The organism is Leptospirales bacterium, from assembly GCA_019694655.1.
GTDB lineage: Bacteria > Spirochaetota > Leptospiria > Leptospirales > Leptonemataceae > SSF53.
In genome coordinates this window covers 285,228-309,166 of the sequence record JAIBBN010000001.1, presented here as the reverse complement: position 1 = coordinate 309,166, position 23,939 = coordinate 285,228, and the positions used below count along the sequence as shown (strand labels likewise).

The following is a 23,939-nucleotide window of genomic DNA, read 5'->3' as shown; positions in this document are numbered from 1 at the left end:
ACAGGGCTGTCGCGCTTGCTCAGCTGTACTGCATGGCCGAGAGATGATTGGCGATGTGCATAGCATGCAGCTGCTCGTATTCTGACTTATTGGTTTCGCCGTAAGCAAAGTGCGGCTGCATTACGCCATTGTGGGCTTGAAAGCGCCGAATAGCCGTCAGTAAAACATCGATTCCATCCTTCCAGTCGCCCGCGTTGGCGAACTCCGGGGCGCCCGGAATCGCATCCGTCAAGTTGTGCGACATCTTGCCATCGCTCAAAAACTTGCTGCGCGCGATGCGGCCTATTGTGGCCCGAAACAGTCCGGACTTCATCTGCGGAAAGCCGTCGATCGATAGATCAATGCTCTGGGCGCAATGCAGCATGACCTTGCGCACGCTCCAGTCGCCGCCCAGCTGCACCGCCGGCGCTGCTCGCAGCTTTTGCAGTTCCTGCACGGCGGCATCCAGGGCGGTCAGTTTCATATCCTGAACCAGCGGGACCTCTCCTGCGCTGCAAGCATTTGTCGCGCCGCCAGCCAGAGCGATGGCCGCGCCGGCTAAGGCCGCGCGCTGCAGCAGCTCGGCGCGGGAGATCGTTTCCGATTGAATGGCGCGGTCCGACATAGCCGTATCGCAGGACGCTCCCGGCGGAAGGCAAGCGGAAAGAAGCGCCCGGCGCTGTTCAGGACGCGCCCTCCAGGTTTCGGAGCGACTGTCGCCAGGCGACAAAGGCAATGCCGACGGCAGCCGCTGCCAGCGAGAGCAGCGATAGCATACTGGATACGGTCAGTGCAATCTCCATTAGAGACCGGCGCGCACCAGATCATGCAAGCGCAACAGACCCGCGGGCCGACGCTCATCGTCCAGCACCGGCAGCACATTGATCTGCGAGGGTCGCTCCTGCATCAGGCGCAGGGCTTCAATAGCGCGGACGCCCTTGCGCACAAACATCGGATTGCGCGTCATGATTTGATCAATCGGACATTCCAGCACATTGCCCAATCGAATGATAGCGCGACGAATGTCGCCATCGGTCACAAGGCCAGCCAGACGGCCCTCGCCGTCGACCACCATCACGCCGCCCAGGTTAGGCTTACTCTCTGCTTCCAGCAATTCGCGCATGCTGGCGCTCTCGCCCACAACTGGAATGCCGCGATCGGTGATCAGCAAATCCTCGACGTTCAGCAGCAGGCGACGCCCAAGCTGACCGGCTGGATGATAGAGTGCAAACTGCTCGTGGCGAAAGCCGCGCATCTCGCTGACGGCGCTGGCCAAAGCATCGCCCACCACCAGCGAAACCGTGGTAGAGGCAGTGGGCGCCAGATCAAGCGGATCAGCCTCGCGGCTGACCGTAGCGCGGATGATGACATTGGCCATGCGACCGGCGGCGGAATCTGGATTGCCCAGGATGGCAATGATCGGATTGCCCAGCTTCTGCACCACCTGCAGCATACTGATGACCTCTTCTGATTCGCCGCTCTTGGCCAGCACCATCAGAATATCATCTTTTTGAAGCGCGCCCAGGTCGCCATGCAACGATTCGCCCGGATGGAGAAAGAAAGCCGGCGTACCGGTGGAAGAGAAGGTGGCCGCCAGTTTTTGGGCGATCAGTCCCGATTTGCCCATGCCGGTCAGCGTCAATTTGCCGCGGCACTCCCGGATCATATGCGCTGCACGGCGCACGGCATCGGCGTCAATGCGCGTCTCGTTGTCGCGCAGCTCGTCGATTTGCATGCTGTAGCTTCGAATAAAGAGTTCGTAAGGATCGCCGGGATGGGACATGCGCCGCCGGCGCTCCTGGCCGGTCAGCGGGAAGCGCCGCCAATTGCCGGCGCAATGTCAAGCAGGCTCAGGGACGACGCAAACGCGACCAGAAGCGGCCCGGCGCCTCCAGGGCATCGAGCAATCGCTTCTCAACGTCGATTACGCCGCGGCGGTGCATGCTGAAGAGATGAAAAGCCACGGCAAAAATCAGGAGAAGATTCAGCAGGCCAAAACTGGCATAGAGCGCCGGCAGCCAATTGGCGGCGATGCCGCGCGTTGCGCCCAGTTGCTGAAAAAGCAGCGGCGCCGCCCAGGCAAATACCAGGGCCGCAGCCAGATGCCAGGCGCGATAGGCCGGTCGGGCCAGGCGTTCGAAGACCAACTCTTTGAGGCGCGCGGGAACGGCGCGACGCGGCAGCGAAGCCACGCCTGCAGCCACCGCATCGTAAAGCTCGATCTCGCGACGGCAAAGCGCACAACCCAGGGCATGCTGGCGAATCTCCGCCGAGAGCGCCGGGTGGTTGCGGCGAATTTCTACAAGGTAGTGCTTCATGGCTCAATGCCCCTTTCGGCCAGGCGGGAGCGCAAAATCAAACGTCCGCGATGGATGTACGATTTCAAGGTTCCCTCCTTCAATTTCAAAGTGGCGGCAATTTCTCCGTAAGATAGTTGTTCAAAATACAGTAATAGCAAAGGCACCCGGTAGACGTCCGGCATCTCTTGCAGAGATTCGCGCACTGCAATCTCGATTTCCGTTCGAGTCAGACGCTCCAGCGGATCAACCAGATCGCCTTCGCCGGAGAGCGACTCAATCTGCTCCTGTTCGCCAGCCTGCGCGTCGAATTGCAGGCGGCGTTCGCTGCGCAGACGATTGAGACCCAGGTTCAAAGCCAGCGAATAGAGCCAGGTCGACGGTCTGGACTCGCCGCGAAACGAATCCAGACGGTCGTAAGCGCGCAGATAAACATCCTGCGCAAAATCCAGGGCATCCTCCTCGTTGCGGAACAAGCGCAAACCAAGGTTGTAGATCATGCTCGAGGTTTGATCAAAGATCGCCTCGAAGCGCGCCTCTCTCTCCTCCGGCGATTCCGCCAACTCGGCCTCCGGGCCTGGTCCCAGCGCTCACTCGGAACGCGGACTTGCCTTGTGGAAGCTCAGATAGTAGAAGAGCATGAAGCCGATTCCAGCGAAAAGCGGCAACACCCCTCCCAGCAACGCGTAGCTGACTCCTTCGATGAGAAAAAAGAGAATCGTCATGGGCAAACCGCAGAATACCGCCAGAAGACCGATCAAGAGGCTCAGCACGCGGATATTAGAAACAAATACCGGCGCATACTGGCCGCTGCGGATCAGCTCGCGACGAATGCGATACTGCCAGAGAAAAAAGAAAAAGATCAGCGTGCAGCCGAAAACCACGCCCAGCAATGGCACCAGCGCCAGCAGAACCTGACCGGCCTCCGAGCTGTGACCGCCGCCCTGCTTTTCCAGCAGCTGGCTCAAGCGCTCAATGGCCTGCGTCAGCCGCGCGATCTGTTCGCTTTCTTGCATCCAATCAGTAGGAACCGCAGCGCCGCCTGCCAGTTGCAAGATTTTTTGACACGCCTGCGGGTTGCAAGGCGCCGATTACGGGCCAAGGGCTACAAAATTGGCCTGGGCCAGCACTGCGCTGCCGGGCGTGAAAACTCGCAGCCCGGCGCCGTCGATGCTGGCGATCTGCAGCACCGAATTGGTATTGGAAGAAGCAACAAACAATCGACCGAAGCGGTCGACATCCATGCCCAGAGGCCCGTCAAGAATCGCGGCCCCCGGCTGGTAGATGCGCAGGCCGGCGCCGCTCATGTCATCGATGCGCAGCACGGCATCGGTGAGAAAAGAGCCGATGTAGATACGACCGACGCTATCCACCGCCAGACCGGTCGGGTTGCTCAAAGTCCCAATGCCGGGAGTATACTGGACCAGTCCGGCGCCAGTCATGTCGTTGATTCGCAATATCGAATTGGTTGTACCGGACGCAATGTAGATGCGGCCTGTCGAATCCACAGCCAGTTCATTGGGAGCGGCAAGCGTGCCGACGCCCGGGCTATACTGAACCAATCCGGCGCCGCTGATGTCATCAATGCGCAGGATGCTATTGGTGCTGCTGGAAGAGATGTAGATGCGATTTTGCGAATCGACTGCCAGTCCGGTTGGCTGGTTGAGCGTAGCGCCTGGTGCGTAGATCATGGGGTTCGCGCCGCTGAGATCGTCTACGCGCAGTACAGAAGCGCCAGTATTCGAGGCCAGGTAGAAACGTCCCAGCGAATCACGCGCTATTCCCACCGGATTGCTCAAGGTTCCGACGCCGGGAGCATAGCTCTGCTCCACGCCGCCTTGCAGCGAGGACAGACCCAGAATTGCATTTTGTGTACCCGCGCTGACATAGATGCGGCTGCCGGCGTAGAGCAAGGGCAGTAGCAAAGGACTACACGAAGGATCGCTATCCTGGCAGTCGTAGTCGACACAGCGCCCTGCGCTGGAGAAGGCGACCGCAGACACTAGAAGCGCCATGCAGAGGCGCCGAAGAGCGTTCTGCTGATGCATGTTTCCTTCTTTCTGCAAACGCCAAAGGCGTCAAAGGGTTTTTTTCTACAGATTGGATGTCGCCGCTCAGCCTGCTTCGCGAATCGAAGCCTCGATCAGCTTCATCGCCAGATAGTCGCCAGTAAACGCGTAGGGAATGATCGCCTCGTCAGCGCCGGCCGCACGCAGCCTTTGAGCGTCCTCCTGAGTATCGGCAGTAACAATGATCCTGGCGTCCGGGGCCAGATTGCGGCACTTCCTGAGCAAAGCCATATTATTCGTTCCGCGCAGGAGCATGTCCGGGATCGTCGACAGGATATATCGCGTCGATTGCCAATCAATGTGTTCGAGATTCTCGATGTCGGTTACGTCGCCAAAGATGCCAAGGGCATCCGAACTCTGCAATTGACGAAGCGCCTCCATATTGAAATCAACAACCACAATCTTCCCGAGCACGTCCGGTTTGATGACTGCCAGGTTTTCAATGACCGCCTGCGCCCCGCGGTGATAGCCAAGAATTACTATTGGCCGCGTGTCGCTGCGCGTCCGCGTTTCCTCTGCGCGCGCCTGGCCGGCGCCAACAAGTCGGTGGAAGGGCGCAAATAGCACGGCATTGTATTTGATTCCGTAAATCGATACAATCGATACGATAGCCATGGAATAAAGCAGAATCGAAAAGGTATCCTTACCGATGTGACCCAGACCTATGCCGATGGAACCAATCACCAATGAGAACTCGCTGATCTGTCCAAGATCCAGACTGCTCATAAAGCCGGTGCGAGCGCTCCCTCCAGTTATCCGAATCAGCGGCAGGACCACCAGGAAGCGCGAAGCAATGACAAAAACTGCAATCAGCGGCGCCAGCCATAGAATCGATGGATTCGGCCAGGGAATCTGCATTCCCAGCGCCACAAAGAAAATCGTCAGAAACACATCGCGCAAGGGCAGCACGCGAGAGGTAACAAACAGACTGTAGGGAAAGGTTGAGATTGAAATACCGGCTATCAAAGCGCCCATCTCGATGGAAAGGCCCAAGGCCCCGGCCAGGCCTCCCAGCGCGGCACACCACCCGATGGAAACGGCGACCACCAGCTCAGTGTTCTTCGACACCCACTGAAAGATATGGCGCAATGCAAAGTTAGAAAAAAGAAATCCAACAACCAAAAGCAGTATGCTTTTCGCCAGCGCGATTGCTATCGGCAGAAATTCCGGATTTTGCAATGAGGGTTGTACGACCAACAGCAAAATGGCCCAGATATCCTGAAATATGAGTATGCCAATAGCCGCACGACCATGGTAGGTATCTGATTCAACCTGGTCATAGAGCGATTTGACTACGATTGCCGTACTGGAGAGTGATGTAGCCGCCGCGAGATAAACTACAGTCATGCGGTCGAAAGGCAGAAGAGTGGCGGCAATCAGCGCGAAAAAGCCGGTTCCCACGAGAAAGGAAATTGGGAACTGGGCCAGTCCGGTTACAAATAGCTGGCGGCCAGCCTTTAGAAGGCTGTGCGGATTCATCTCCAGACCGATGATGAACAGCAGAAAGATGAGGCCGATCTCCGACATCAGGTGGATATTCTCGGCGTTGTGGATCAGCGGCGGGCCAATTTCGGGACCGATAATAACTCCGGCCAGAAGATAGCCGACGATCATGGGCTGCTTCAACCGATGGAACACTATGCCGACGATCGTTGCGACGATCAGGGCGATACCCACATCTGCTAAAAATCCGCCGTGCAAATCTTTCCTCCGTGGCAGCCGGACTGTGCCAACTGTTTGTAGAGGCCTTCGGCGCGCTGTCAACCGTAATGTTTGAGCAGATCCACTCGTTTCCATTACTGGCTCCACAGGCGCTCTTCGCTGCACCCGGCCACAACGCCTGGAATAGTTATAGTCAGCTATAATTTTATGTTTGACCGCAGAGTACCGCCATTTCACGGACTGCAGAGTAAGATGCCATGGGCCCCATGATGCATGGGGCGGTATCGATTGGCCGGAGGGCTTGCTTTGACGGCGTGCGCCTCAGGGCTCTCGCCAGTTCACGCCGAGAGTCGCGGCGCTGGCGGTCTTGCAGCTTGCACAGCGAGGTCGCTGGTCGCTCGATGAACCGCTGCGCAACTTTGTGGAACATTGGCCCTATGGCGACGATGGTCCTTCGCTTCGGCAGACGCTCAATCACAGCGGCGGATTTCCCAATCCGATACCGATAGCCTGGATCCATCTGGAAGAGCAGCGGCCCGAATTTGATCGCTCTGTATTTGTGCAGAATGTCCTGAGCAAATACAGTCGACTTGAATCGCCGCCCGGTTCTCGTTTTGCCTATTCCAACATCGGCTATTTGCTGCTGGGGGAGGCGATCGCCCGCCGCAGCGGCCAGAGCTACGAATCCTATGTGGAAAGCAACATTCTGGCGCCGCTGCGTCTTGCGCATGGCGAACGTCTGGGCTTCCAGCTGGCGCCGCCAGAAACCATGGCGACTGGCTATCTGCGGCGCTGGAGCTGGATCAATCTGGCGCTGGGGCTGCTGCTGGATCGGTCGCGCTTCGTTGGCGGCAACCACGGCTGGCGCTGGAGTTACTTTCGGCGCTTCTACGTGAATGGCGCAGCCTACGGCGGCTTGATTGGCAATGCGCGCGGCCTTTCGCGATTGCTGCAGACGCTGCTGGCGAAGGATGGTCCCTTTACCGCAGAGCTGGCCCTTTTGCAAGAGCTGCGGCCCGAGGAACGCAATCTGCCGTCCGCCCTGGGCTGGTTTCGCGGCCGTCTGGCGGGCCATGCCTGGTTGCACCATTCCGGCGGCGGCGGCGGCTACTATTGCGAGATTCGCCTCTATCCCCGACTGCGCCGGGCATCCTTGCTGTTGAGCAATCGCAGCGCCATAAGCGACGAACAAATCCTGAACCAATTGGACGCAGAGCTGCTGGCCAGCCTCCCTTCGCCCTAAGCGCTACTTCCAACCGACGGCAACAGCGTTTGCAAAGCTTTTCGATAGTGTCTGGCAAGCCCAGGCGGCCGCTCGTGCAAGCGCTGGAGTGCGACGCCAAAAAAGATCGCTGCAATAGCAAGCTGCAAGGAGTCAACATTTGCCAGCGCTGGAATCTGCCGACAGCGCTGCGCTGCCAGCAGTTGCTCGCGAAGTACGGGGCCCAGGCCCTGCGCCGGCAGACTCCCGGCGCCTTCCACCGCGCCAAAGAGCAATTGCCGCTCCGCAACGGTGATCGGCGGAAACCTCCTGGCGGCGCGCAGCGCGGAGGTGTGCGCCTGGTAGGCAATGATCTCGCGCAGCAACGCCGGGTTTTTTTCAACACGCTGGGCTGTGTAGTCGAAGATTTCGTAGATGGCCGGCAGTCCTGGCTGCGCACTGCGCACATGTAAGCGAAGATCGATGCTCCACAGTCCTATGAAGTAGAGCAAGACATCGTTCTTTTGCGGAAAATAATTGTAGAAGGAGGGATCTGATATCTCGCATTGTCGGCAAATATCCTTGATGCGAATTTGCGCGAACTCAGTCTTGCGCAGCGCCTGCGCAAAGGCGGACAATACGCTCAACCTTGCACGGGCATACTTGATATCGCGCAGTGCAAGTCCTTCCAGCGAGGCGGGTCCATAGCGGCCAAAGAGTTCCATCGTTCTGTTCGTTGCGACGGCAGGTCGATTTTCATCGCACCGTTAGGCCTCGATGCGCAGATCGGCAGCGTCGATTTCGGCTGAAACCATACGACCGAGGAGCGGTACTCGTACATAGATGCGCGCTTTGCCAGCGCTCTTGACCACAACGCCGTGCACGCCTTTGAGCGAACCGCTGGCGACCAATACTGCCGCGCCCTCGGGAAATTGCTGATCCGGTTGATTCTCCAGCTCCTGTGCGCCGTTGCTCAACAATCGTATATTCTCGATTTCTTCCGCGCTCATCATCGCCGGGCCGCCCTCGCCGCGCACAAAATCGAGGGCGCCCGGGCCGGAAAGGGCAGCCACGCGCTGCTTGCTCAAATCAATGTGAACGAAAATGTAGCCGGGAAACAGCGGAAAATCGACCATCCGAATGCGATCGGACCAGCGGCGGCGACGGCGAACCTGCGGCAAAAAATACTCAAGGCCTCGCCGGTCGAAATAGCGCGCCAGACGACGCTCATGTTGCGGCATACTGCGCAGAACATACCAGACGCTTTGCAGTTCTTCGCGCGGAGCTGCAACATGGTCGGCGCTCACGGCTCCAGCGCCTCGCCTGCCTTTTGACTGCGGGCCACGCTGGCGCCGGAAAACTGCGGCCAGCTATGCGCACTCCAGGCGCCCTCTGCCGGGCGCAGGTCGATTGCTGTTTGCCGGTCAAATACATCGTCGCTGTTCACATCGCGACGAGCGTAGAGTCCGCGACGACCATAACGACGCACGCCCTCTTCATCCGGCAGCGCCCGTTTCGGTCGCTGGAGCATTGCCTGGTGAATGGCCCGAACGCTGCGCGCCATTGCCGCAAACATTTTCGGGTCCTGGGAGATGGACTGGTCGGGACCTGCCAGATTTCGATCCAGCGTAAAATGCTTCTCAATTGCGCGGGCTCCAAGCGCTGTTGCTGCGGCGGCCAGACTGTTGTCCTCGCTATGATCGGACAGACCCGTAGCACAGAAATGCGACCAGCGTTGTAGCGCGGAGAGATTGTAGCTTTCGGGACGCGCTGGATATTGTGAAACGCACTCCATCAGCAGCAGCTGCCGCTCTGCTGGAATTTCTTCCAGTGCGTCGTAGACCTCGTCCTCGTTGCTGGCCCCGGTCGCAAGCAGGATCTGCCACGGTCCCTCCAGCAATCGCTCGAAGAGCATGAAGTTGTTCAGGTCAGCGGAAGCGATCTTGATCAGCTTGCATTGTAGCTCGCGGTAAAGCTGCAGCGAGGGCTCGTCGAAGACCGAAGCAAAAAACTCCATGCCCAGTGAACGCACATGTTCGGCCAGCGCCCGCCAGTGCGCCGCACTCAACTGAAAGCCGCGAAAGAATTCGCGCAGCGATCCAGGTGCGCCATCGCCAAGGCGCGCTGCCGAATGCAAGAATGCATCGGCATCGTAGATCTGGAACTTGGCGGCATCTGCGCCGGAGGCGCGGGCGGAATCCGCCATACGTCTGGCCAGATCGAAATCGCCGTTGTGATTGAGACCAATTTCAGCGATCAAGAATGGCGCTTGCTCGGCGGCGCAAAAGTCGGGCGCGGGTCTGGCAGCGGGCGTACTCACAGACATCCATCTGAAAGGCGCACAGGATGGCGTCAAAATCTAATTGCCGTCCAGGACGAAACACTGCGCCCTCCCGACAATGCCCGCGCGCATCCAGACCCTTGGCCAGTACTTGCGCCGGCAATGTCATCTCTACGAAGAGCTCTGCGCCCTGCGTTTTGTGCGCGACGGTCGAGCGCAAGAGATCAGCTACGGCAAATACTTTCAGCTGGCGCGGCAGATTGGGGCCGGCCTCTGGCGTCGCGGTTTTCGTCCCACGCAAAGGGCTTTGATCGTTGGCAGCAGCAGCCCGGAATGGGCGCTGGCCTTTGCCGCCGTCCAGCTGGCTGGCGGCGTGGATGCATCGCTTGAAGAAAACAGCGATGCCGCGTTATGCATCGCCGCCATGAAACGCTGCGATGCCCGTTGGCTCTTTTCCGATCGTCAAGATTTGCTGGAAGCTGTGCAGCGCGTGCTGGGCGACCGCGCGCAGTACTGTTTGCTCTCCTGGTCGCAGCGCAAACGAAAGCCGCTCACCCTCGCCGATCTACGCGGGCGCGGCGAGGCGCTGCGCGCCTTTGCACGCTTTATGGCGTGGCCTTCGCTGGCCGGCCGCAACTCGCCGGCTTCCGTCATCTTCAAACGACAGGCGCCAGAGATTGAGGGCTTGCCGCCAGGGGCCACGCTCAGCCATGGCGCCATTCTACAGAGCATCCAGGGCTTCGCTTCGGCCGCGCCCATACAGGAAGGCGACCTGATCCTCAGCGGCGTAGCCTTCAGCCGCGGCGCCGGTCGGCTGGCGCTGCTTTTTGCTTTGCATTCCGGCGCGCCGCTGGCAGTGTCGTCGCCCTCTGCTTTCTTTCGCGATTCGCGCCGCTTCCGTCCGAGCCTTGCTTTTGCTACGCCGGATGTCCTGCTACGTCTGGCGCGCAGCGCACGGGAAGGAGAGCTGTCCGAATCGCCGGCGCTCCTGATCGTGCGCCGCATGGCATTGCTGATTGCCAGCCTGAGTCGACGCGCCTGGAATCGCATCTCTGGCGACTCGCCGCCGCCGCCCTCGCGGCGACTCGAACTGGCCAGCTTGCTTTCGGCAATCAGCGGCGCTACGGCGCTCCTGCCCTTCAACTTGCTGTCCGATTTTTACCTGCGCCGAAGCCTTCGACCCCGCCTCGGCGGTCGTTTACGCGCCGTATTCACCGGCGGGCAACGGCTGCCGGCGCAGCTCGAGGATTTGTTCCATGCCCTGGACATTGCGCTGCTGGAGGGTTACTGGCTGGCCGAGGCCGGCATGATTTGCGCCTGCCGCACGCTGGAGTTTACGGGCCAGCGCCGGCGGCTGGCGCCAGGCACCGTCGGTCCTACGCTGCCAGGCATCGAGCTGAAACTGATCGATGCGCGCGGCGAAGATGTATCCGTCCAGCCCTGGCGTTCCGGACGCATCTACCTGCGCGGCGAAAGTTTAATGTTAAATTATATCGAAGAGCCGGAACGCAGCGCGGCCTGCCTGGATTCCGAAGGCTGGCTATCCACCGAGGACATCGGACGCATTACGAACCATGGCGACCTGCAACTGCTCGGCCGGCGCACTCTGGTATCATGAAGCAGCCGGCGTCGGCGGCCCGGATTTCCGCGGATTCTGGCTTAGCTTCCCATAGTAGCGGGCGAAGATTTCCGAAATACGAACATAGCCCATCAACCGCTCCTGATCGACAACCGCCACCTTGTCCATTTCCGACTCGGAAACTATGGCCAATGCCCTGGATAGCGTATCGCGCGGCGATACCGCCGGACAGGCGCTATCGGTGATATCCTCGGCAAGCACCAGACCGCGGAGTTGAATCATCTCCTGGCCGTACATGCGCGTTTTTTTGAGCGAAAGCATGCCGTAGTAAGCCTCGCCATCGCGTACGACGAAGTCTGTAGCCTGTAGCGCGACGGCAGCCTCCTCCACGCTGGCCAGAGTCGCGCTGCGATCGACAATTGCCAGCCGTCGCAATTCTGGAAATTCCAGGCCAATCACCATGCGGTCCAGAATATCCTGTTGCATGTCCCAGTAGTGCGCCGGCGACTTAAAGCGCGTCGGTAGTTGTTCCGTATATATGGACCAACGATGCGAAAGCATAAAGGCGATTACGGAGACCAGCATCAATTGCGGCAAGAGAGCGTAAGTGCCAATCGCGTCGCAGACCATTATCATCGACGCAAAGGGCGCACGCGCCACGCCGGCAAAGAATGAACCCATACCGACCAGCATGAAGGGCGTAATATGCAAGTTCCAACCTGGGATCAAGAGATGCGCCAGACAGGCGGCAAGTCCGCCAAGCATTGCCCCGATGAACATCGAGGGGGCAAACATGCCTGCGGCGCCGCCGGAAGCCACGGTGAGCGAGGAGCTAAGCATTTTCATCGCCGCCATCAAGGCAAAGAAACGCAGGAAATCGAGCGGCGAGGCTTCCTGGCCCAGGCTGCTTTGACCGAGAATCAGCTGCTGCAGTACGCCCAGGCCCTCGCCAAAGGTCTCCGGGAAAAAAAGCGCAATCAAGCCAACGCCCAGTCCGCCTATTGCCGGCTTGATCCAGACTGGAAGCGGCGCTTTGCGAAACAGAGCGCGCAGACCGTGGTAGAGTCGAACATATACGTAGCCGCCGGCATAACAAAGAAGTCCAAGGGCGCCGTACACCAGCAAATCCCGGTAGTGGAACTCGCCCAGATCGGCGACTTGAAACAGGGAGCCCGCGCCGTGGATGGCTGAAAAAGTCAGATAGGCGGTGGCCGAAGAGAGAATCGCCGGCACCAGTGAATCGCTTTCGATATCCTCCGAGTAAAGAACCTCAGTGGCTACCATGGCGCCGCCGAGAGGCGCCCGAAAAATAGCGCCCAGTCCTCCGGCGGCGCCAGCAATCAACAGCGTACGCCTTGCTCTGGCGCCGGCGCCAAGCAGCTGGGCAAACCACGAACCAAAACCGGCGCCAATCAGCGAAATTGGGGCTTCCGAACCTCCGGAACCGCCAGTCGATAGTGTGATGGCTGTGCCCACCGATTTTGCCAGCGGCGCTGCTGGCGGAATTTTGCCTTCGTTATGATGGAAAGCGCGAATCATGTCGTCGGTGCCGGCGCCGCCAACCACTGGACCGATGGTCCGGATCAGCAGTCCAACAGCCAGGCCGCCGGCCGCCGGCAAGAGAACCACCAGCCACTGGTTGCGCGCGCCGGCGGCGAGTTCCGTAACCGCTGCATGCACCGCTCCGGCCGGATGCGCCATAGTTACGCCAGCGAGACCCTCCAGCAGAAGCGCCTCGCCAAGCGCAATGATGTAGGCCAGAGCGGCTGCGCCCAGGCCGGCGAAGACGCCAATCAGCACCGAATAAAGGAAGACCTGGCGCTGTCCTTTGATGCGCAAGAATTCGCGCAGACGAATCAGCTTCATTCAGCAGCAACCGGCAATTGGTTCAATAGCGTGAGCGCTCTCTGATTTTCTGGTTCCCGTTGCAGAGCGTGTTCCGCAAGCAATCTGGCGCGACTCATATTTCCCAGACGCAGATGCACCTCGGCCAGAAGCGTAAGGTTTTGGACATGATCAGGCTCGCGCAGGCGCACTCGCTCTCCAAAATCCGCAGCGAGGTCATAGCGGCCAACCTTCTTATTGCAGTATGAGGTTAGAAACAGGAAATCTGTATCGGCCGGACGGAGCAGCGTGTAGTCTTCGGCTATCTGTGCAGCGCGATCATAGCGCTTCAATCGGAAGTAGGCGGTAGCCAGCAAGCGCAAGGCCTTGCGGTTTTCGGCGTCGCGCGCAATAACCGCCTCCAGCAAGCGAACAGCTCCGTTGGCATCGCCCGCGGCCAGCAGCTCGCGGGCCCCGTTCAAATTGCGTTGCGTCTCCTCGCTGGCGGCATCCCTTCCGAGGGCGTGGTCTTCCTTGAAAGCGATACGGATCAAAGACAGGTCGTCCGTCTGCTGTCCAAAATCGAGAACGGCGCTATAGATTTTTGGCAGGAGCCCATCTCCTTTCTCGACATGACGGAGAAATGCCGTTTCGTCCTCTTGAATCATGGGCGCGCCATCGGCGCCGGTAATGCGCAGATCATCGCGGCCATCAGATCCGCAGATGATGATATCGCCTGGCTCCAATTGCAGGGTGCGAATCGATATGCGTCCATCGAGACCCAGGGTGCCTAACTTGCGAAATATTAGACTCTCCTCGACGAAGGCCGCCTTCCCATCCCGGTACAATACCGAGTACGGATGCTCCGCATTTATATAGTAAAGCAGCCCCGTTTCATCATCCACCAGACCCAGTACCAGCGAAACCAGCATGCTTCCGTCAAAAACTTCAAAGACTTTATGCAATTCCACAAAGGCGTTTTTCAACCACCGCTCCGGATGCTGGCTGCGAGCGTCCGGCGCCAGCTGGGTTCGCTCGATGAGCGCCTCAAAGACGGCGCCCAACACCAGCGCGCCGCCCGCGCCCTGCATCGATTTGCCCATTGCATCCGCATTCATGAAGACAGCGTAGTTGCGTTCGCGCAATCGAACGCTGTGCGCCATACAAAGGTCTCCGCCAATTTCCTCCGACCAATGGCGAAAGGAAAACTTCTTCATCTGGCGGACCAGAAATTCGACCGCCACGTTTTCGTTCCTGGAGCGATTGGCGCTCAACGGTCGCAGCAAGAGCGAGGTCAGGAAGTAGTCGCCATCCTGCTGCGACTTCAACTCTTGCACCTTGTGCAGCGACTGCTCCAGCTCGGCGGTTCGCTCGTGCACCTTCTGTTCCAGTTGATCGGCGTAGTCCTGCAATCCCTGGCGCGCCTCGCGGATCGAAGCCACCATGCCATTGAAGGAACGGCTCAAGTAGCCAATCTCGTCTTCAATTTGCACCGGCGTCTGCGCCGTCAGATCGCCCTCGTTGACGCGGCGGACGGCGGCAATCAAACGGCGCAGCGGAATGATCAGCACATTGCGAAAAAAGAAGGGATAGCCGGCGACAATCACCAGCATCGACACAGAGAGGATCGCCACAAAACGACGCGCTGCTTCGTGCATCGCTGCTCGATACTTACGATAATTGAAGCCAGCTTCTAGCAAGGCGCCATCGGCGGGATTACGAAAACCATAGCTGACATAGTGAACCAGACCGTCGGCCGAGAGCCGGTAACCTCTGCTGTTGGAAGCGGCGCTGCGCGATGGATCGTAGCCGGGCGCGGCCTGCAGGGTATCCAGTTGCAGCGACGCGTCGCGCTGATAGAGCGCCGGACCTGGCGGCGCCAGCGGACGGATGTATTCCAGATCATCGAAACGCTGCCCCAGGCCAAGCGCCAGGGCAATGCGGTCGCGCCGGAGCGTATCGTAGGCGGCTTCGCGGTCGCGCAATTCAAAGTAGCTGATGCCCATGAAAATGAGCAGTATGGTCAACAGGCTAACGCCGACGACTTTGATCATAAAGCTGCTGCGATCTGCAGTGCCGTTAAGATAAACGATGGCGATGGAAAAGAGCGCCAGAATCACGCTCAAGGTATACAGAATCTGGTACAGACTGCGATCGATGCGACCCTCTTGCGTTAGCTTGCTGGCAATGGATTGGCCGACGCCGACCACAAACAAAACCAGACCTATCAAAAAGCAGGCCAGCCGGCCGCGGCCGCGCGATACGATGCCGCGCCAGACGCCCAGCACGCTTTGGAACAGCGCAAACACGCCAATTACATTGGCCGTGTTGGTGCCATATTGATCGGCGTCAAAATTCCAGAGGTGAGCATTGATTTGATAGATGCGCGGCGCCTGCAATGTGTGCAGGATCCAGTAAACCATGACGGCGACGACGACCAGCAGCTGCATGACCAGCAAGCTGCGACGTAGACGCGGATAGATCGGCTGCGGAAAAAGGAAAAAGAACTGCGTTAGAAATACGCTCTGCGTGATTCCGCCGAAGACGGTAAACCAGCGATGCAAGGCGGCCTCCGGAGCATACCAACTGCTGCAGACTACATAACCAAGATTGAGCGTCGAATTCAAGAGCAGCGCCAGGCCGAGATTCAATGTGGCCCGCGAGCGACCCGGCAGACTGACCAGTGAAAGCGATACGGCCAGCGACATGATGGCGGCAATCATCGCGCCTACAGAATAGAAATTGAAGTAGACCGATTCGAACATGAACAAAGCCCCGCGCCGGGACCAACAGACCCGGGCTGCGCATCAATTGCGCGTCCCCCGCGCAGGACCTGTCAAGCGGTCCGCGAAAAAGAAGCAGGCCGAACCATTGACTGACGAAGCGACCGCCAAAGATTGGTTCGCAAAGCCCATGTCGACCAGCGAGCAAGATTCTGCTGCAAGCGGAGAGGAAACTTCGCCGCATCTCTTTGCGGCCTACCAGCAGCTGAAGAATAAGTATCGCAACTACGACACCAAGCACGCTCTGCGCAGAATGCAGGCTTTTCGCCGCGCAGTGCAGCAACTGGAGCAAAAGGGCTATCCCACAGCGCTGGAAATTCTGGGCAGCATCAACTTTGGCCTGGTAGAACCCTATTCCGACGCTGACTGCATCATATTACACTATTGCGATCTTCACGCAGAGTCCGGCGAGTGCCCGCTGAACTGTCCCAACCTGCAATTTGAGAAAGAGGAGATTGCGCGCTCCATTGCCCGGCAGCTGCAGAATGACTCCTGCAAGATGGAAATCCTTGATTGTATCAATCTGGAGTACTTGCAGCGAGCTGTGGACCAGGGAGGCAAACCGGACGAGGGCGCATTGTATCGTTTTATGTTTTACCGGATGATTGGACGTCCGGTGAATCGCCCGCTCTTCATCCCGTTATTCGAAGTCCTGGAACAAAATGCCGATCTGATGCGCGGCTTTCAGGATTACGCCGCCGAGGCGCTTTCGCTTTATCTCAAGACCAGCGACCATCGGCACTCCTTTCGCAAGTACAACGAGCGCATTCTGTCGCGCGGCCTCGATCTTCCCGATGATTTGATCGACGAGTTAATCCGCTATCTGTCCTGAGGTCAGCCGGACCGACGCCATCGGCAGTCCTCAGTTGGCGGAGGGATGCGGCGCCGGCGGCCGTTGCAAATTATCCAGGTGGCGAATGTCCTGACCGGTCTGCAGACGCACCAGCTCTTCGCCAATATTGACGGCCAGATCGCCCATGCGCTCCAGGCTCAAGATGATCCGATAAAGGTCGGCAAAGGCCATGCGCTCCATCTTATCATCGGCTACGGCCGCTTCAAAGGCGCGCTGGCAGAGACGATCCAGCTCGGCGTCCACCTGCTGGATGGAGCCAAAAAATCGGTTCTTTTCTTCCACCAGCGATTCCACCGCCATGCCAATGATTGTGATTACGCGCTGCAGCATCAGCGAAAACAGTTCGTCGCGTTCAAAGATACCGCGCGCTACCTGTCCATTCTTGAAAACGCGTGCGGCGTTGACGATATTGTCGCCGATGCGCTCCAGATTGCGGGTAATGCGAATCGCGGAGAGCGCAAAGCGCAGCGGATCCTTTTTCAGCACCGTCTCGCCAGAATAGCCGTCAAGACCCATCGCCTTGCGCGATGCGACGGCCTCAAGGATTGCATTCTGCGAAATATTGTCGTTCTCCTTTTCGAGGTCATCAATGCGATCATCGAAATGGATCACCTTTTCGGCCAGAGCATAGTCGTCTTTTTCCAGCGCATCGCCGAGAGTGAGCGTCTGCTCAAGAATGATCTCGGCCATGTTGGAAAGGTTGGTCTTGAGATAGTCAAATCTTGATCGACTGATTGCAGGCGACATGGTCCCCCCGCTCGAACAAGACCGGCCGGTCAGCGCGGCCTTGCCCGACCAAACAGATAGACGGCCCTTGAATCTCAGGCCAGACAAAAAAAAGGCCGACGCTGGAAAAATCCAGGCGCCACTGTATGTTGCGCCGCAACAAACGCGAGGGCGCCAGCCGACGCCTTCAGGCGTGTTTGGAAAGCTCTTCCGGATCGCGCGTTCGATCAAAGGATTGGCGGCAACGCCGACATACAAAAACGACTTCTTTTGGCTTCGCTGTAACGCCATTGATCATCGCCAGCCATCCGAAAATCCCGTAACGATTCATGGTTTCAACCAGCGGGTGATTGCGATCGTGTCCGCAGCGACAGGTAGGCAGGGCTTGCGTGGTCATTCTGTTTCCTGGTGGTAATCGCGCAGCGGCCAGAGGGCGCGCAATCGCTCGCCGAGCCGGGCTTCCTGACCACGATTGACCGGTCGGTAGAACTGCGCCTGCGTAAATGCGGGAGGCAAATAGTTTTCTTCCACAAATGCGCCTGGAAAGTCGTGGGGGTACCGATAGCCTGAGCTTGCACCCTCCCGACGATGGAGCTCCGTGGGGGCATTGCGCAGATGATCAGGGATAGTCACTGTCCGACCGCGCACCGCCTGCAATGCAGCGTCTATCGCCAGATAGCTGGCGTTGCTTTTGGGAGCGCTGGCCAGCAATGTAACAGCCTGAGCCAAAACAATGCGCCCCTCCGGCAGGCCAATACGTTCCAGTGCAGCAAAGGCAGCTACGGCGGTGGATAAGGCCTGTGGATAGGCGTTGCCAATATCCTCGGAAGAAAAAATGATCAGCCGCCTGGCAATGAACAAGGGGTCCTCGCCGCCCTCCAGCATGCAGGCCAGATAGAGCAAAGCCGCATCCGGATCGGAGCCGCGCAGGCTCTTGATCAAGGCGCTGACAAAGTCGTAGTGATTTTCGCCGGCGCGATCGTAGCGACGCAGCCGACCGGCGGCGGCAGCGCGCACCTGCTGCGCTTCGATCGGTATGCCGGTGGCGCCGGCCGGCGCGCGCTGGCGCGCCGCTTCCGCAGCCTGTTCTAGAGCAGAAAGCATCCGCCGCGCATCGCCGCCGGCGCTTTCTACCAGCAATCCGGCGGCGTCCTCGGCCAGTCGAAAGCTCTGCATGGCCAGGTCGGCGCTCATGGCCCGTTGCAAAATGCTCAGCAACTCCTGTTCGCCGAGGGGCAGCAGACGGTATGCCTGAGCGCGTGAAAGCAAAGGACCAATCACCTCAAAAGAGGGATTTTCGGTAGTGGCGCCAATCAGAATGATCCATCCATTTTCCACGGCCTCCAGCATGGCATCCTGCTGCGATTTGGAGAAGCGATGGATCTCATCCAGAAAGAGCGCCAAACCGCCGCCGCCGCTCTGGAAGCTGCGTTTGCCTTCGTCGATTGCTTCACGCACTTCTTTGACCCCGCTGGATACGGCTGAAAGATGGCGGAAGGCTCGGCCCGATTCGGCGGCCAGTATGCGCGCCAGCGTAGTCTTCCCACATCCAGGCGGACCGTAGAGGATCATCGAGTGTAGCGGCCGACCGCGCAGACGCGCCGCGAGTTCCTGCTGACCGGCAAATTCAGGCCAGGCCTCTGGACGCAAGCGCGCCGCCAGCGGCGCATGGCCCGCGTTCGTGGCGGAAAAGAGGTCGCTCACCGCGATTGGCGCGTAGCGATTTGCACCTGACTCTTAACGCCCTCCAGCAGTTGTGCAATCTGCGTCTCCAGCACCCGCACGTTTTCTTCTTTGCTGATTTCCTGGAGCAGGGTATGAATGAAGCTCCGCGTAATCTCAGCCATGCGCTCCTGTCCGGCCTCTTCCGCCAGCGCCGATTCCAGTCCGCGCGCCACATGGCTGTTGACATTGGCCAGTGCCAGACGCACGCCGGGGCCAATCGGCGAGGCAATCCAGCGGTCCATTGCTCGCCGCAGCGAATACTGCACCAGTTCGGTAATTTTGGGCTGAATCTCCGGCACCACACGCTTGCTGATCAGCGTCGCCTGGGTCTCCAGCAGGTCCTGCAATTCATCCAGGGCGCCTTCGTCATTCAGAGATACCAATTCCTTCAAACCGCGCTCACGGACAATGGTCTGGATTTGCGCCAGAATGTTGACCAGCACCATGCCGGAAATCTCTTCGGCAATCACTGCCGCGTTATCATGGATGATTTCCGGCGCGAGGCCTGAATCAGGCAGGAAGTTATTCTCGCGCATTCGCGAAAAGAAGGGAATGATTCGCAGCAATCGAAAGATGGCGGCATGATCAGGCGGAAACAATAGAAAGACTTCGTGCCACTGTCGCACCGGAAACAGGAACCAGCGGCGATGTTCGCGCCGCCAGAGGGCCAGAATCCAGCGCCCCAGAAAATCCAGCCAGAAAAAGGCCACAAAGTAGAGATCGAAGCGGTGGAAGTGATCCTTGGGTTCTCCATCTTCGTCAATCCAGCGAAAGTAGTTGGAGCGGATGGTGGGCAGAATGGCGCGATCAAAGTAGTCCAGCTCTGCTTCGCGCCGCTCAACGCTCAGATTTTCCAGGCTGAAGAAGCGGCGGAAGGATTGTTTGCCAGAATCGAGAGCAAAGTGTTCGCGCATTCGATTCTTGATCAACTCCAGCGATCCGCTCTTGTGCGCCGTGACAAAGGGATCGGATTCAATCATGGCGACGCTCCGGTCGCTCAGTTGCAAAAGCAGAGCCTGGCCCTCCTCCGACTCCAGACTGCGACCATCGCTCAAGAAGCGCCGCAGATGTTCATAGGCTTCCAGGTATTCGTCGGTACTGCGATGGCGCTCAATGCCCTTGATCGGATCGTAAAACAGCAGTAGCGGATCGTATTCCTGACCGCTGAGCCGAAGCTGCGGATTACGCTGGTAGTCTTCGCTGTCGTAGCGGTAGTGCAGCTCAATGGGGAAATACTGTAGATACAAATCGCGCACGGTGAGGTGCGTATAGGGAACGCGCATCAGATAGCTGGCGTCGAAAAAGACCAGTGTCAGATTGATCAGCAAGATAGCGCAGTAAAGAAGTTCGTACATGCGGCGCAGCAGGCTGCGGCGCGGGCGGGCCTGTTTTTGCATCAGCATCTCCATTTCCAGCTTTTCCTGGGAGCTCACAGGCGAAACTCCTCTCAGCGCAGACAATCCGGCCAGCAATAATTTCTCGGCGCGCTTGACGATGCGAGGGCAACCGAGTCAGTAGACCGGCAGTGTCCGGATTTTTCTGCGTAATTGAAGGGATTGACGGCGCCGGCAAGAGCACCCTCTGGCAGGGCCTGGCCGCCCAGCTCCGATCTGCGCCGCTCTGTTTGCTGCGCGAACCCAGCGACCTGCCCAGCGGCGAACTGATCCGCCAGCGATTGCGCAATGCCGACCAGCTTTCGCCAGAAGCATGGCTGCAGTTGTTTCTGGAAGACCGGGCGGCCAATGTAGCCGAGCGTATCCTGCCCGCTTTGCAGCGCGGAATGCTGGTGCTGCAGGATCGCTACTACTACTCCACCGCCGCCTACCAGGGGCAGCCGCTGCGTCCGCCTACGGCGCCTGAGATTCTGGAGATGAATCGGCAGCGCGGTTTTCCGGCGCCGGATTTGCTCCTGTTTCTGGAACTCAGTCCGGAGGATGCGCTGCAGCGCATCTCCGAACGCGGAAAAAAGCAGGAAAGCTTTGAAAGCCTTGCCCAACTCCAGCGTATCGCCGCCAACTATGCGGAAATCCTGCCCGCGGATGCGTTTCGTCTGGACGGCCGCCGCTCCGCCGAGGAATTGCAGAAGCAGGCGCTGGACGAATTGCTGCGACGCCGCGCCGCACGAGGGCCCTGAGGCCCTGGCCGCCTTGTTCAGTTATGAAGATTTACACGCGCAAAGGCGATGACGGCCGTACACAACTGGCCAGCGGCGAGCGCGTCTGGAAGCACAGTCGTCGCGTCGACCTCTACGGCGAGGTTGATGAACTCAATTCCGCGCTGGGCATGGCCGGCGCGGCTCTGCCCCCATCGGCAGAGGAGCTTGCGCTGGGTCTCAAAGAACTGCAACGCCTGCTCTTTGAACTGGGTTCCGAGCTGGCCGGATTTCGGGCGACGGAAGATGGCGCTGTATTCCCGGACGATATTCTGGCGCTGGAGCAGTCGATCGACAGAATGAGCGCCGCGCTGCCGCCGATGCGCCATTTTGTACTGCCCGGCGGCGGAGCTGCAGCAGCAGCGCTGCATCTGGCGCGCACCTTCTGTCGACGACTGGAACGTTCTATGACCCGCCTGATCGCCGAGGGCAATCAGGATGAACAGCGGCGCAAAGTGGTCAGCGACACAAACCTGCGATTCATCAATCGCCTGTCCGATTATTTGTTTACAGCGGCAAGATTTGCTAACCACCTTGAGGGAATTGAAGATGTGCAATGGCGCTCACGCGCCAGGTCGCGGCAAGGCGATGAAAAAGAGACGCCTCCTCTACCGCCGGCAACGAGCTAGCCGCAGTCCTTATTTTTCTGATCAGAGAAGAAAATAACGGAAAGGAGAAGCAATGGATTTTGGCATATTTGGCTGGATTTTTATCGGACTGATCGCCGGCGTTCTCGGACGCTTTCTGGTGCCCGGCGACGATAAGATGGGCATCATCTGGACTATATTGCTGGGCATTGGCGGCGCGTTGCTGGGAGGATTTGTTTTTCCCCGACTTGGTCTGCCGATTTCGGGCCTGTGGTCCTACGTGGCCGCCACCGCCGGCGCAGTAGTGCTGGTACTGGCTTTCCGCTTTATTCGTCGTCGCTAAACTATTTCGCTGCCGTCGGCCATCGGCGGCGGCAGCGAACAGCTCCGCTCAATTTTCGTGCAGCAGCTTCTTGATGCGATCACGCAGCTCTGCGGCTCGTTCAAAATTCTCTGAATCGACCGCCTTCTGTAAATCGGCCTTCAGCTGTTCCAGCTCGGAACGCGATTCGCTGGCAGCAGCAGGCGCCGCCGCGGGGGCTTCGCCTTCCTCCGCCGCCTCCGGCGAACTCTGGCTCTCTTCGCCAATCACCACCGCCGCCTCACGATAGACCTTCTCGTGCATGTACATCGGGCAACGCACACGAATGGCGACGGCCACGGAGTCCGACGGGCGCGCATCAAGTTCAACCACGCCTTCGTTGGTCTGGATCACGATGCGCGCATAGAAGATGCTGCCGATGATATCATTGATGATAATATGCAGGACGCGCGCTTCCATCTCCTGCAGCATATTGACAATCAGGTCGTGAGTATTGGGGCGCGGAGGCGTAACTCCATCGAGTGCGCTGGAGATGGAATAGGTTTCCAGGGGGCCGATGAAAATCGGCACGACTTTGCCCGACTGCGCCTCCAGCGGTTTGAGAAAGATGGCAAAGCCGACGTTGGTGATGGAAACATCGGAGATGGTCACTTCCAGCAGATTCTCAGGCAACATGCAAACTCCGTGCGCCGATCGGCGCTCGCCGGCTGGGGCCAGTTTCTACCTTGCCTCCGACCATTCAACCACAACCTGGCCGTCCATTTCGGCGGCAATTCCCGGCAGGTCGCTGTGCACGGCGACGTGCAGCTCGGCCGGAAAGAGTCGCGCGTCCGGCGGCCGATCCAGCTGGCCGGCCTTTTTCTGCACGGCATTGAGCATTGCGCCCAGGTAATCAAAGCACCAGGCGCCGCCGCCATCGCTATCGATGCGCAGGCCTTCAAAGTGTCCCTCGCCGCTTGCGCCGTTGCGCAGTTGCAGCCTCCAGCTGCAGCTCAGGGAGCGATGCAGATTCTCTTTTTCGGATGCGCTCAGCGTGCGCTGAAACGCCAGGTGCAGGCCCGGCGTTTCACGGGAATGAAAGTACATGAAGTAGCCCAGTTCTCGCCAGCTGCGCAGCGAACGCGCCGGGACCTCTGGCCGGTAGACGCGATCGACCCCGGACCACGGCTTCAAGCATTCGCCCTCGGCCGTGGCGTCATCGCAGAAGCTGGCCCGGACGATATGCGGCGGCTGCAATCGAAGCCAGAGCCAGAACGCCGTCGCCGCTGCCAGCACAATGCCAGCAAAGCCTGCCAACCATTGCCAGCGTCGACGCGTCATTTGCCTGCCGCCATGATAATCAGTCGCACATCGTTGAAGGCAGCGATCAGCTCTTGCTGTCGGAAAAAGGCGCTGGTATAAAGGAAGGGCCGAAAGGAGAGTTTTTCAAAGTAGAGCGCGGCCTCGGCGTAGATGCCGTCATATAGATAGACGCGGTGAAAGTCCTCGCTGGTTGCAGCGCGCACCGTCTGGTAGAGCGTCACATAGCCGCAGTCCAGCTCCACCAGCGGAGCGCCGTTGCTTTGCAAGCGCGCTTCAAGCGCCACGCTGCGGCGGCACAGGTCGACCAGTTCCTCGCGGCCCACCGGACGCCGGAAGCTGAGCAGCCGGGCCAGACGGCGATTGGGAAGCCCGTACTGACTATGTCGCAACTCGGCCGGAAGGTTTCCGGTTTCGTAGTCGATCTTGCCCAGGCGTCGCTCCGCCTGGGCGCGGGCCTGCTGGAAAAGCGCCAGATCGTCAAAAGCCGCTATGACAAAGGCCCTGGCGGCCGGCGGCTCGCTAAGCGGTGCTTTCCAGGCTCGCGCCATCGCAGGACAAGGAATAGTATTGAAATTCCGCCGCAATAGCATTTTTCTT

At 59.0% G+C, this 23,939-nt stretch carries 25 protein-coding genes; 6 read left to right on the top strand and 19 right to left on the bottom strand.

The features are described from left to right. Positions 1 to 19: 19 nt before the first annotated feature. The 7 genes from K1X75_01525 to K1X75_01495 all read right to left on the bottom strand — a co-directional run bounded on the left by K1X75_01525 (position 20) and on the right by K1X75_01495 (position 6,022). A complete protein-coding gene (locus K1X75_01525; protein ID MBX7056715.1) occupies positions 20 to 604 on the bottom strand; it encodes a DUF1569 domain-containing protein in 585 nt (194 codons plus the stop codon). Between the two features lie 177 nt (positions 605 to 781). After that, the gene (locus K1X75_01520; protein ID MBX7056714.1) at positions 782 to 1,762 is read right to left on the bottom strand and encodes a KpsF/GutQ family sugar-phosphate isomerase; all 981 of its coding nucleotides are present in this window, start codon (positions 1,760 to 1,762) and stop codon (positions 782 to 784) included. 67 nt (positions 1,763 to 1,829) lie between these two features. Beyond that, on the bottom strand, positions 1,830 to 2,297 hold the full coding sequence (locus K1X75_01515) for a hypothetical protein (protein MBX7056713.1): 468 nt from the start codon (positions 2,295 to 2,297) through the stop codon (positions 1,830 to 1,832). Further along, entirely contained in the window at positions 2,294 to 2,839 is a 546-nt protein-coding gene (locus tag K1X75_01510; GenBank protein MBX7056712.1) for a sigma-70 family RNA polymerase sigma factor, read from the bottom strand. Before K1X75_01510 ends, K1X75_01515 begins: the two co-directional genes overlap by 4 nt. A gap of 27 nt (positions 2,840 to 2,866) precedes the next feature. After that, on the bottom strand, positions 2,867 to 3,292 hold the full coding sequence (locus K1X75_01505) for a hypothetical protein (GenBank protein MBX7056711.1): 426 nt from the start codon (positions 3,290 to 3,292) through the stop codon (positions 2,867 to 2,869). Between the two features lie 75 nt (positions 3,293 to 3,367). Continuing rightward, positions 3,368 to 4,291 (bottom strand): NHL repeat-containing protein, encoded by a 924-nt coding sequence (locus K1X75_01500; GenBank protein MBX7056710.1) that lies wholly within the window; start codon positions 4,289 to 4,291, stop codon positions 3,368 to 3,370. 99 nt (positions 4,292 to 4,390) lie between these two features. After that, on the bottom strand, positions 4,391 to 6,022 hold the full coding sequence (locus K1X75_01495; GenBank protein MBX7056709.1) for a cation:proton antiporter: 1,632 nt from the start codon (positions 6,020 to 6,022) through the stop codon (positions 4,391 to 4,393). Positions 6,023 to 6,374: 352 nt separating this feature from the next. Here K1X75_01495 and K1X75_01490 point away from each other — a divergent pair, with 352 nt between their 5' ends. Further along, on the top strand, positions 6,375 to 7,250 hold the full coding sequence (locus K1X75_01490) for a beta-lactamase family protein (GenBank protein MBX7056708.1): 876 nt from the start codon (positions 6,375 to 6,377) through the stop codon (positions 7,248 to 7,250). On the opposite strand, the gene K1X75_01485 is transcribed toward K1X75_01490, so the two are convergent. The 3 genes from K1X75_01485 to K1X75_01475 are packed head-to-tail and all read right to left on the bottom strand — an operon-like array spanning position 7,247 to position 9,528. Then, on the bottom strand, positions 7,247 to 7,933 hold the full coding sequence (locus K1X75_01485; GenBank protein MBX7056707.1) for a hypothetical protein: 687 nt from the start codon (positions 7,931 to 7,933) through the stop codon (positions 7,247 to 7,249). The two genes, K1X75_01490 and K1X75_01485, sit on opposite strands and share 4 nt — an antisense overlap. 42 nt (positions 7,934 to 7,975) lie before the next feature. Next, the gene (locus K1X75_01480; GenBank protein MBX7056706.1) at positions 7,976 to 8,515 is read right to left on the bottom strand and encodes a UpxY family transcription antiterminator; all 540 of its coding nucleotides are present in this window, start codon (positions 8,513 to 8,515) and stop codon (positions 7,976 to 7,978) included. After that, positions 8,512 to 9,528 (bottom strand): N-acetylneuraminate synthase family protein, encoded by a 1,017-nt coding sequence (locus K1X75_01475; protein MBX7056705.1) that lies wholly within the window; start codon positions 9,526 to 9,528, stop codon positions 8,512 to 8,514. The genes K1X75_01480 and K1X75_01475 overlap by 4 nt, the downstream gene beginning before the upstream one ends. Positions 9,529 to 9,607: 79 nt before the next feature. Between K1X75_01475 and K1X75_01470 the strand changes: the two genes are divergently transcribed. Beyond that, positions 9,608 to 11,107 carry an AMP-binding protein gene (locus K1X75_01470; GenBank protein MBX7056704.1) on the top strand — a complete coding sequence of 500 codons (1,500 nt, stop codon included), beginning with the start codon at positions 9,608 to 9,610 and terminating at the stop codon, positions 11,105 to 11,107. On the opposite strand, the gene K1X75_01465 is transcribed toward K1X75_01470, so the two are convergent. Both K1X75_01465 and K1X75_01460 read right to left on the bottom strand, forming a co-directional pair. After that, complete coding sequence (locus K1X75_01465; protein MBX7056703.1) at positions 11,102 to 12,934, bottom strand: chloride channel protein; 1,833 nt, start codon at positions 12,932 to 12,934, stop codon at positions 11,102 to 11,104. The genes K1X75_01470 and K1X75_01465 overlap by 6 nt on opposite strands. Next, the gene (locus K1X75_01460) at positions 12,931 to 15,657 is read right to left on the bottom strand and encodes a SpoIIE family protein phosphatase (GenBank protein MBX7056702.1); all 2,727 of its coding nucleotides are present in this window, start codon (positions 15,655 to 15,657) and stop codon (positions 12,931 to 12,933) included. Before K1X75_01460 ends, K1X75_01465 begins: the two co-directional genes overlap by 4 nt. Positions 15,658 to 15,880: 223 nt before the next feature. Between K1X75_01460 and K1X75_01455 the strand changes: the two genes are divergently transcribed. Continuing rightward, complete coding sequence (locus tag K1X75_01455) at positions 15,881 to 16,507, top strand: hypothetical protein (GenBank protein MBX7056701.1); 627 nt, start codon at positions 15,881 to 15,883, stop codon at positions 16,505 to 16,507. Positions 16,508 to 16,537: 30 nt separating this feature from the next. Here K1X75_01455 and K1X75_01450 read toward each other — a convergent pair whose 3' ends face one another. The 4 genes from K1X75_01450 to K1X75_01435 all read right to left on the bottom strand — a co-directional run bounded on the left by K1X75_01450 (position 16,538) and on the right by K1X75_01435 (position 20,412). Continuing rightward, on the bottom strand, positions 16,538 to 17,275 hold the full coding sequence (locus K1X75_01450) for a phosphate uptake regulator PhoU (protein ID MBX7056700.1): 738 nt from the start codon (positions 17,273 to 17,275) through the stop codon (positions 16,538 to 16,540). A 166-nt stretch (positions 17,276 to 17,441) separates the two neighbouring features. After that, on the bottom strand, positions 17,442 to 17,651 hold the full coding sequence (locus K1X75_01445; protein MBX7056699.1) for a hypothetical protein: 210 nt from the start codon (positions 17,649 to 17,651) through the stop codon (positions 17,442 to 17,444). Then, positions 17,648 to 18,958, bottom strand: a complete 1,311-nt coding sequence (locus K1X75_01440; protein ID MBX7056698.1) for a replication-associated recombination protein A — start codon at positions 18,956 to 18,958, stop codon at positions 17,648 to 17,650. The genes K1X75_01445 and K1X75_01440 overlap by 4 nt, the downstream gene beginning before the upstream one ends. Beyond that, complete coding sequence (locus K1X75_01435; protein ID MBX7056697.1) at positions 18,955 to 20,412, bottom strand: hypothetical protein; 1,458 nt, start codon at positions 20,410 to 20,412, stop codon at positions 18,955 to 18,957. The genes K1X75_01440 and K1X75_01435 overlap by 4 nt, the downstream gene beginning before the upstream one ends. Positions 20,413 to 20,504: 92 nt before the next feature. Here K1X75_01435 and tmk point away from each other — a divergent pair, with 92 nt between their 5' ends. Genes tmk through K1X75_01420 form a run of 3 tightly spaced genes read left to right on the top strand, consistent with a single transcriptional unit; the run spans position 20,505 to position 22,061 of the window. Beyond that, entirely contained in the window at positions 20,505 to 21,113 is a 609-nt protein-coding gene (tmk, locus tag K1X75_01430) for a dTMP kinase (protein ID MBX7056696.1), read from the top strand. A gap of 23 nt (positions 21,114 to 21,136) precedes the next feature. Then, positions 21,137 to 21,760, top strand: a complete 624-nt coding sequence (locus tag K1X75_01425; protein MBX7056695.1) for a cob(I)yrinic acid a,c-diamide adenosyltransferase — start codon at positions 21,137 to 21,139, stop codon at positions 21,758 to 21,760. Between the two features lie 52 nt (positions 21,761 to 21,812). Then, positions 21,813 to 22,061, top strand: coding sequence for a GlsB/YeaQ/YmgE family stress response membrane protein (locus K1X75_01420; protein ID MBX7056694.1), 249 nt, complete (start codon positions 21,813 to 21,815; stop codon positions 22,059 to 22,061). Positions 22,062 to 22,109: 48 nt separating this feature from the next. Here the strand turns inward: K1X75_01420 and K1X75_01415 are convergent, their stop codons facing one another. Genes K1X75_01415 through K1X75_01405 form a run of 3 tightly spaced genes read right to left on the bottom strand, consistent with a single transcriptional unit; the run spans position 22,110 to position 23,890 of the window. Further along, entirely contained in the window at positions 22,110 to 22,715 is a 606-nt protein-coding gene (locus K1X75_01415; protein MBX7056693.1) for a bifunctional nuclease family protein, read from the bottom strand. A gap of 45 nt (positions 22,716 to 22,760) precedes the next feature. After that, complete coding sequence (locus K1X75_01410) at positions 22,761 to 23,360, bottom strand: hypothetical protein (protein MBX7056692.1); 600 nt, start codon at positions 23,358 to 23,360, stop codon at positions 22,761 to 22,763. Further along, complete coding sequence (locus K1X75_01405; GenBank protein MBX7056691.1) at positions 23,357 to 23,890, bottom strand: DUF4416 family protein; 534 nt, start codon at positions 23,888 to 23,890, stop codon at positions 23,357 to 23,359. Before K1X75_01405 ends, K1X75_01410 begins: the two co-directional genes overlap by 4 nt. Positions 23,891 to 23,939 lie beyond the last annotated feature (49 nt).

Coding starts and splice junctions, on each gene's coding strand:
- K1X75_01525 (MBX7056715.1), bottom strand. CDS start 604: ATGTCGGACCGCGCCATTCAATCGGAAACGATCTCCCGCGCCGAGCTG.
- K1X75_01520 (MBX7056714.1), bottom strand. CDS start 1,762: ATGTCCCATCCCGGCGATCCTTACGAACTCTTTATTCGAAGCTACAGC.
- K1X75_01515 (MBX7056713.1), bottom strand. CDS start 2,297: ATGAAGCACTACCTTGTAGAAATTCGCCGCAACCACCCGGCGCTCTCG.
- K1X75_01505 (MBX7056711.1), bottom strand. CDS start 3,292: ATGCAAGAAAGCGAACAGATCGCGCGGCTGACGCAGGCCATTGAGCGC.
- K1X75_01500 (MBX7056710.1), bottom strand. CDS start 4,291: ATGGCGCTTCTAGTGTCTGCGGTCGCCTTCTCCAGCGCAGGGCGCTGT.
- K1X75_01485 (MBX7056707.1), bottom strand. CDS start 7,933: ATGGAACTCTTTGGCCGCTATGGACCCGCCTCGCTGGAAGGACTTGCA.
- K1X75_01470 (MBX7056704.1), top strand. CDS start 9,608: ATGCCCGCGCGCATCCAGACCCTTGGCCAGTACTTGCGCCGGCAATGT.
- K1X75_01465 (MBX7056703.1), bottom strand. CDS start 12,934: ATGAAGCTGATTCGTCTGCGCGAATTCTTGCGCATCAAAGGACAGCGC.
- K1X75_01460 (MBX7056702.1), bottom strand. CDS start 15,657: ATGTTCGAATCGGTCTACTTCAATTTCTATTCTGTAGGCGCGATGATT.
- K1X75_01450 (MBX7056700.1), bottom strand. CDS start 17,275: ATGTCGCCTGCAATCAGTCGATCAAGATTTGACTATCTCAAGACCAAC.
- K1X75_01445 (MBX7056699.1), bottom strand. CDS start 17,651: ATGACCACGCAAGCCCTGCCTACCTGTCGCTGCGGACACGATCGCAAT.
- K1X75_01425 (MBX7056695.1), top strand. CDS start 21,137: ATGAAGATTTACACGCGCAAAGGCGATGACGGCCGTACACAACTGGCC.
- K1X75_01420 (MBX7056694.1), top strand. CDS start 21,813: ATGGATTTTGGCATATTTGGCTGGATTTTTATCGGACTGATCGCCGGC.
- K1X75_01415 (MBX7056693.1), bottom strand. CDS start 22,715: ATGTTGCCTGAGAATCTGCTGGAAGTGACCATCTCCGATGTTTCCATC.
- K1X75_01410 (MBX7056692.1), bottom strand. CDS start 23,360: ATGACGCGTCGACGCTGGCAATGGTTGGCAGGCTTTGCTGGCATTGTG.
- K1X75_01405 (MBX7056691.1), bottom strand. CDS start 23,890: ATGGCGCGAGCCTGGAAAGCACCGCTTAGCGAGCCGCCGGCCGCCAGG.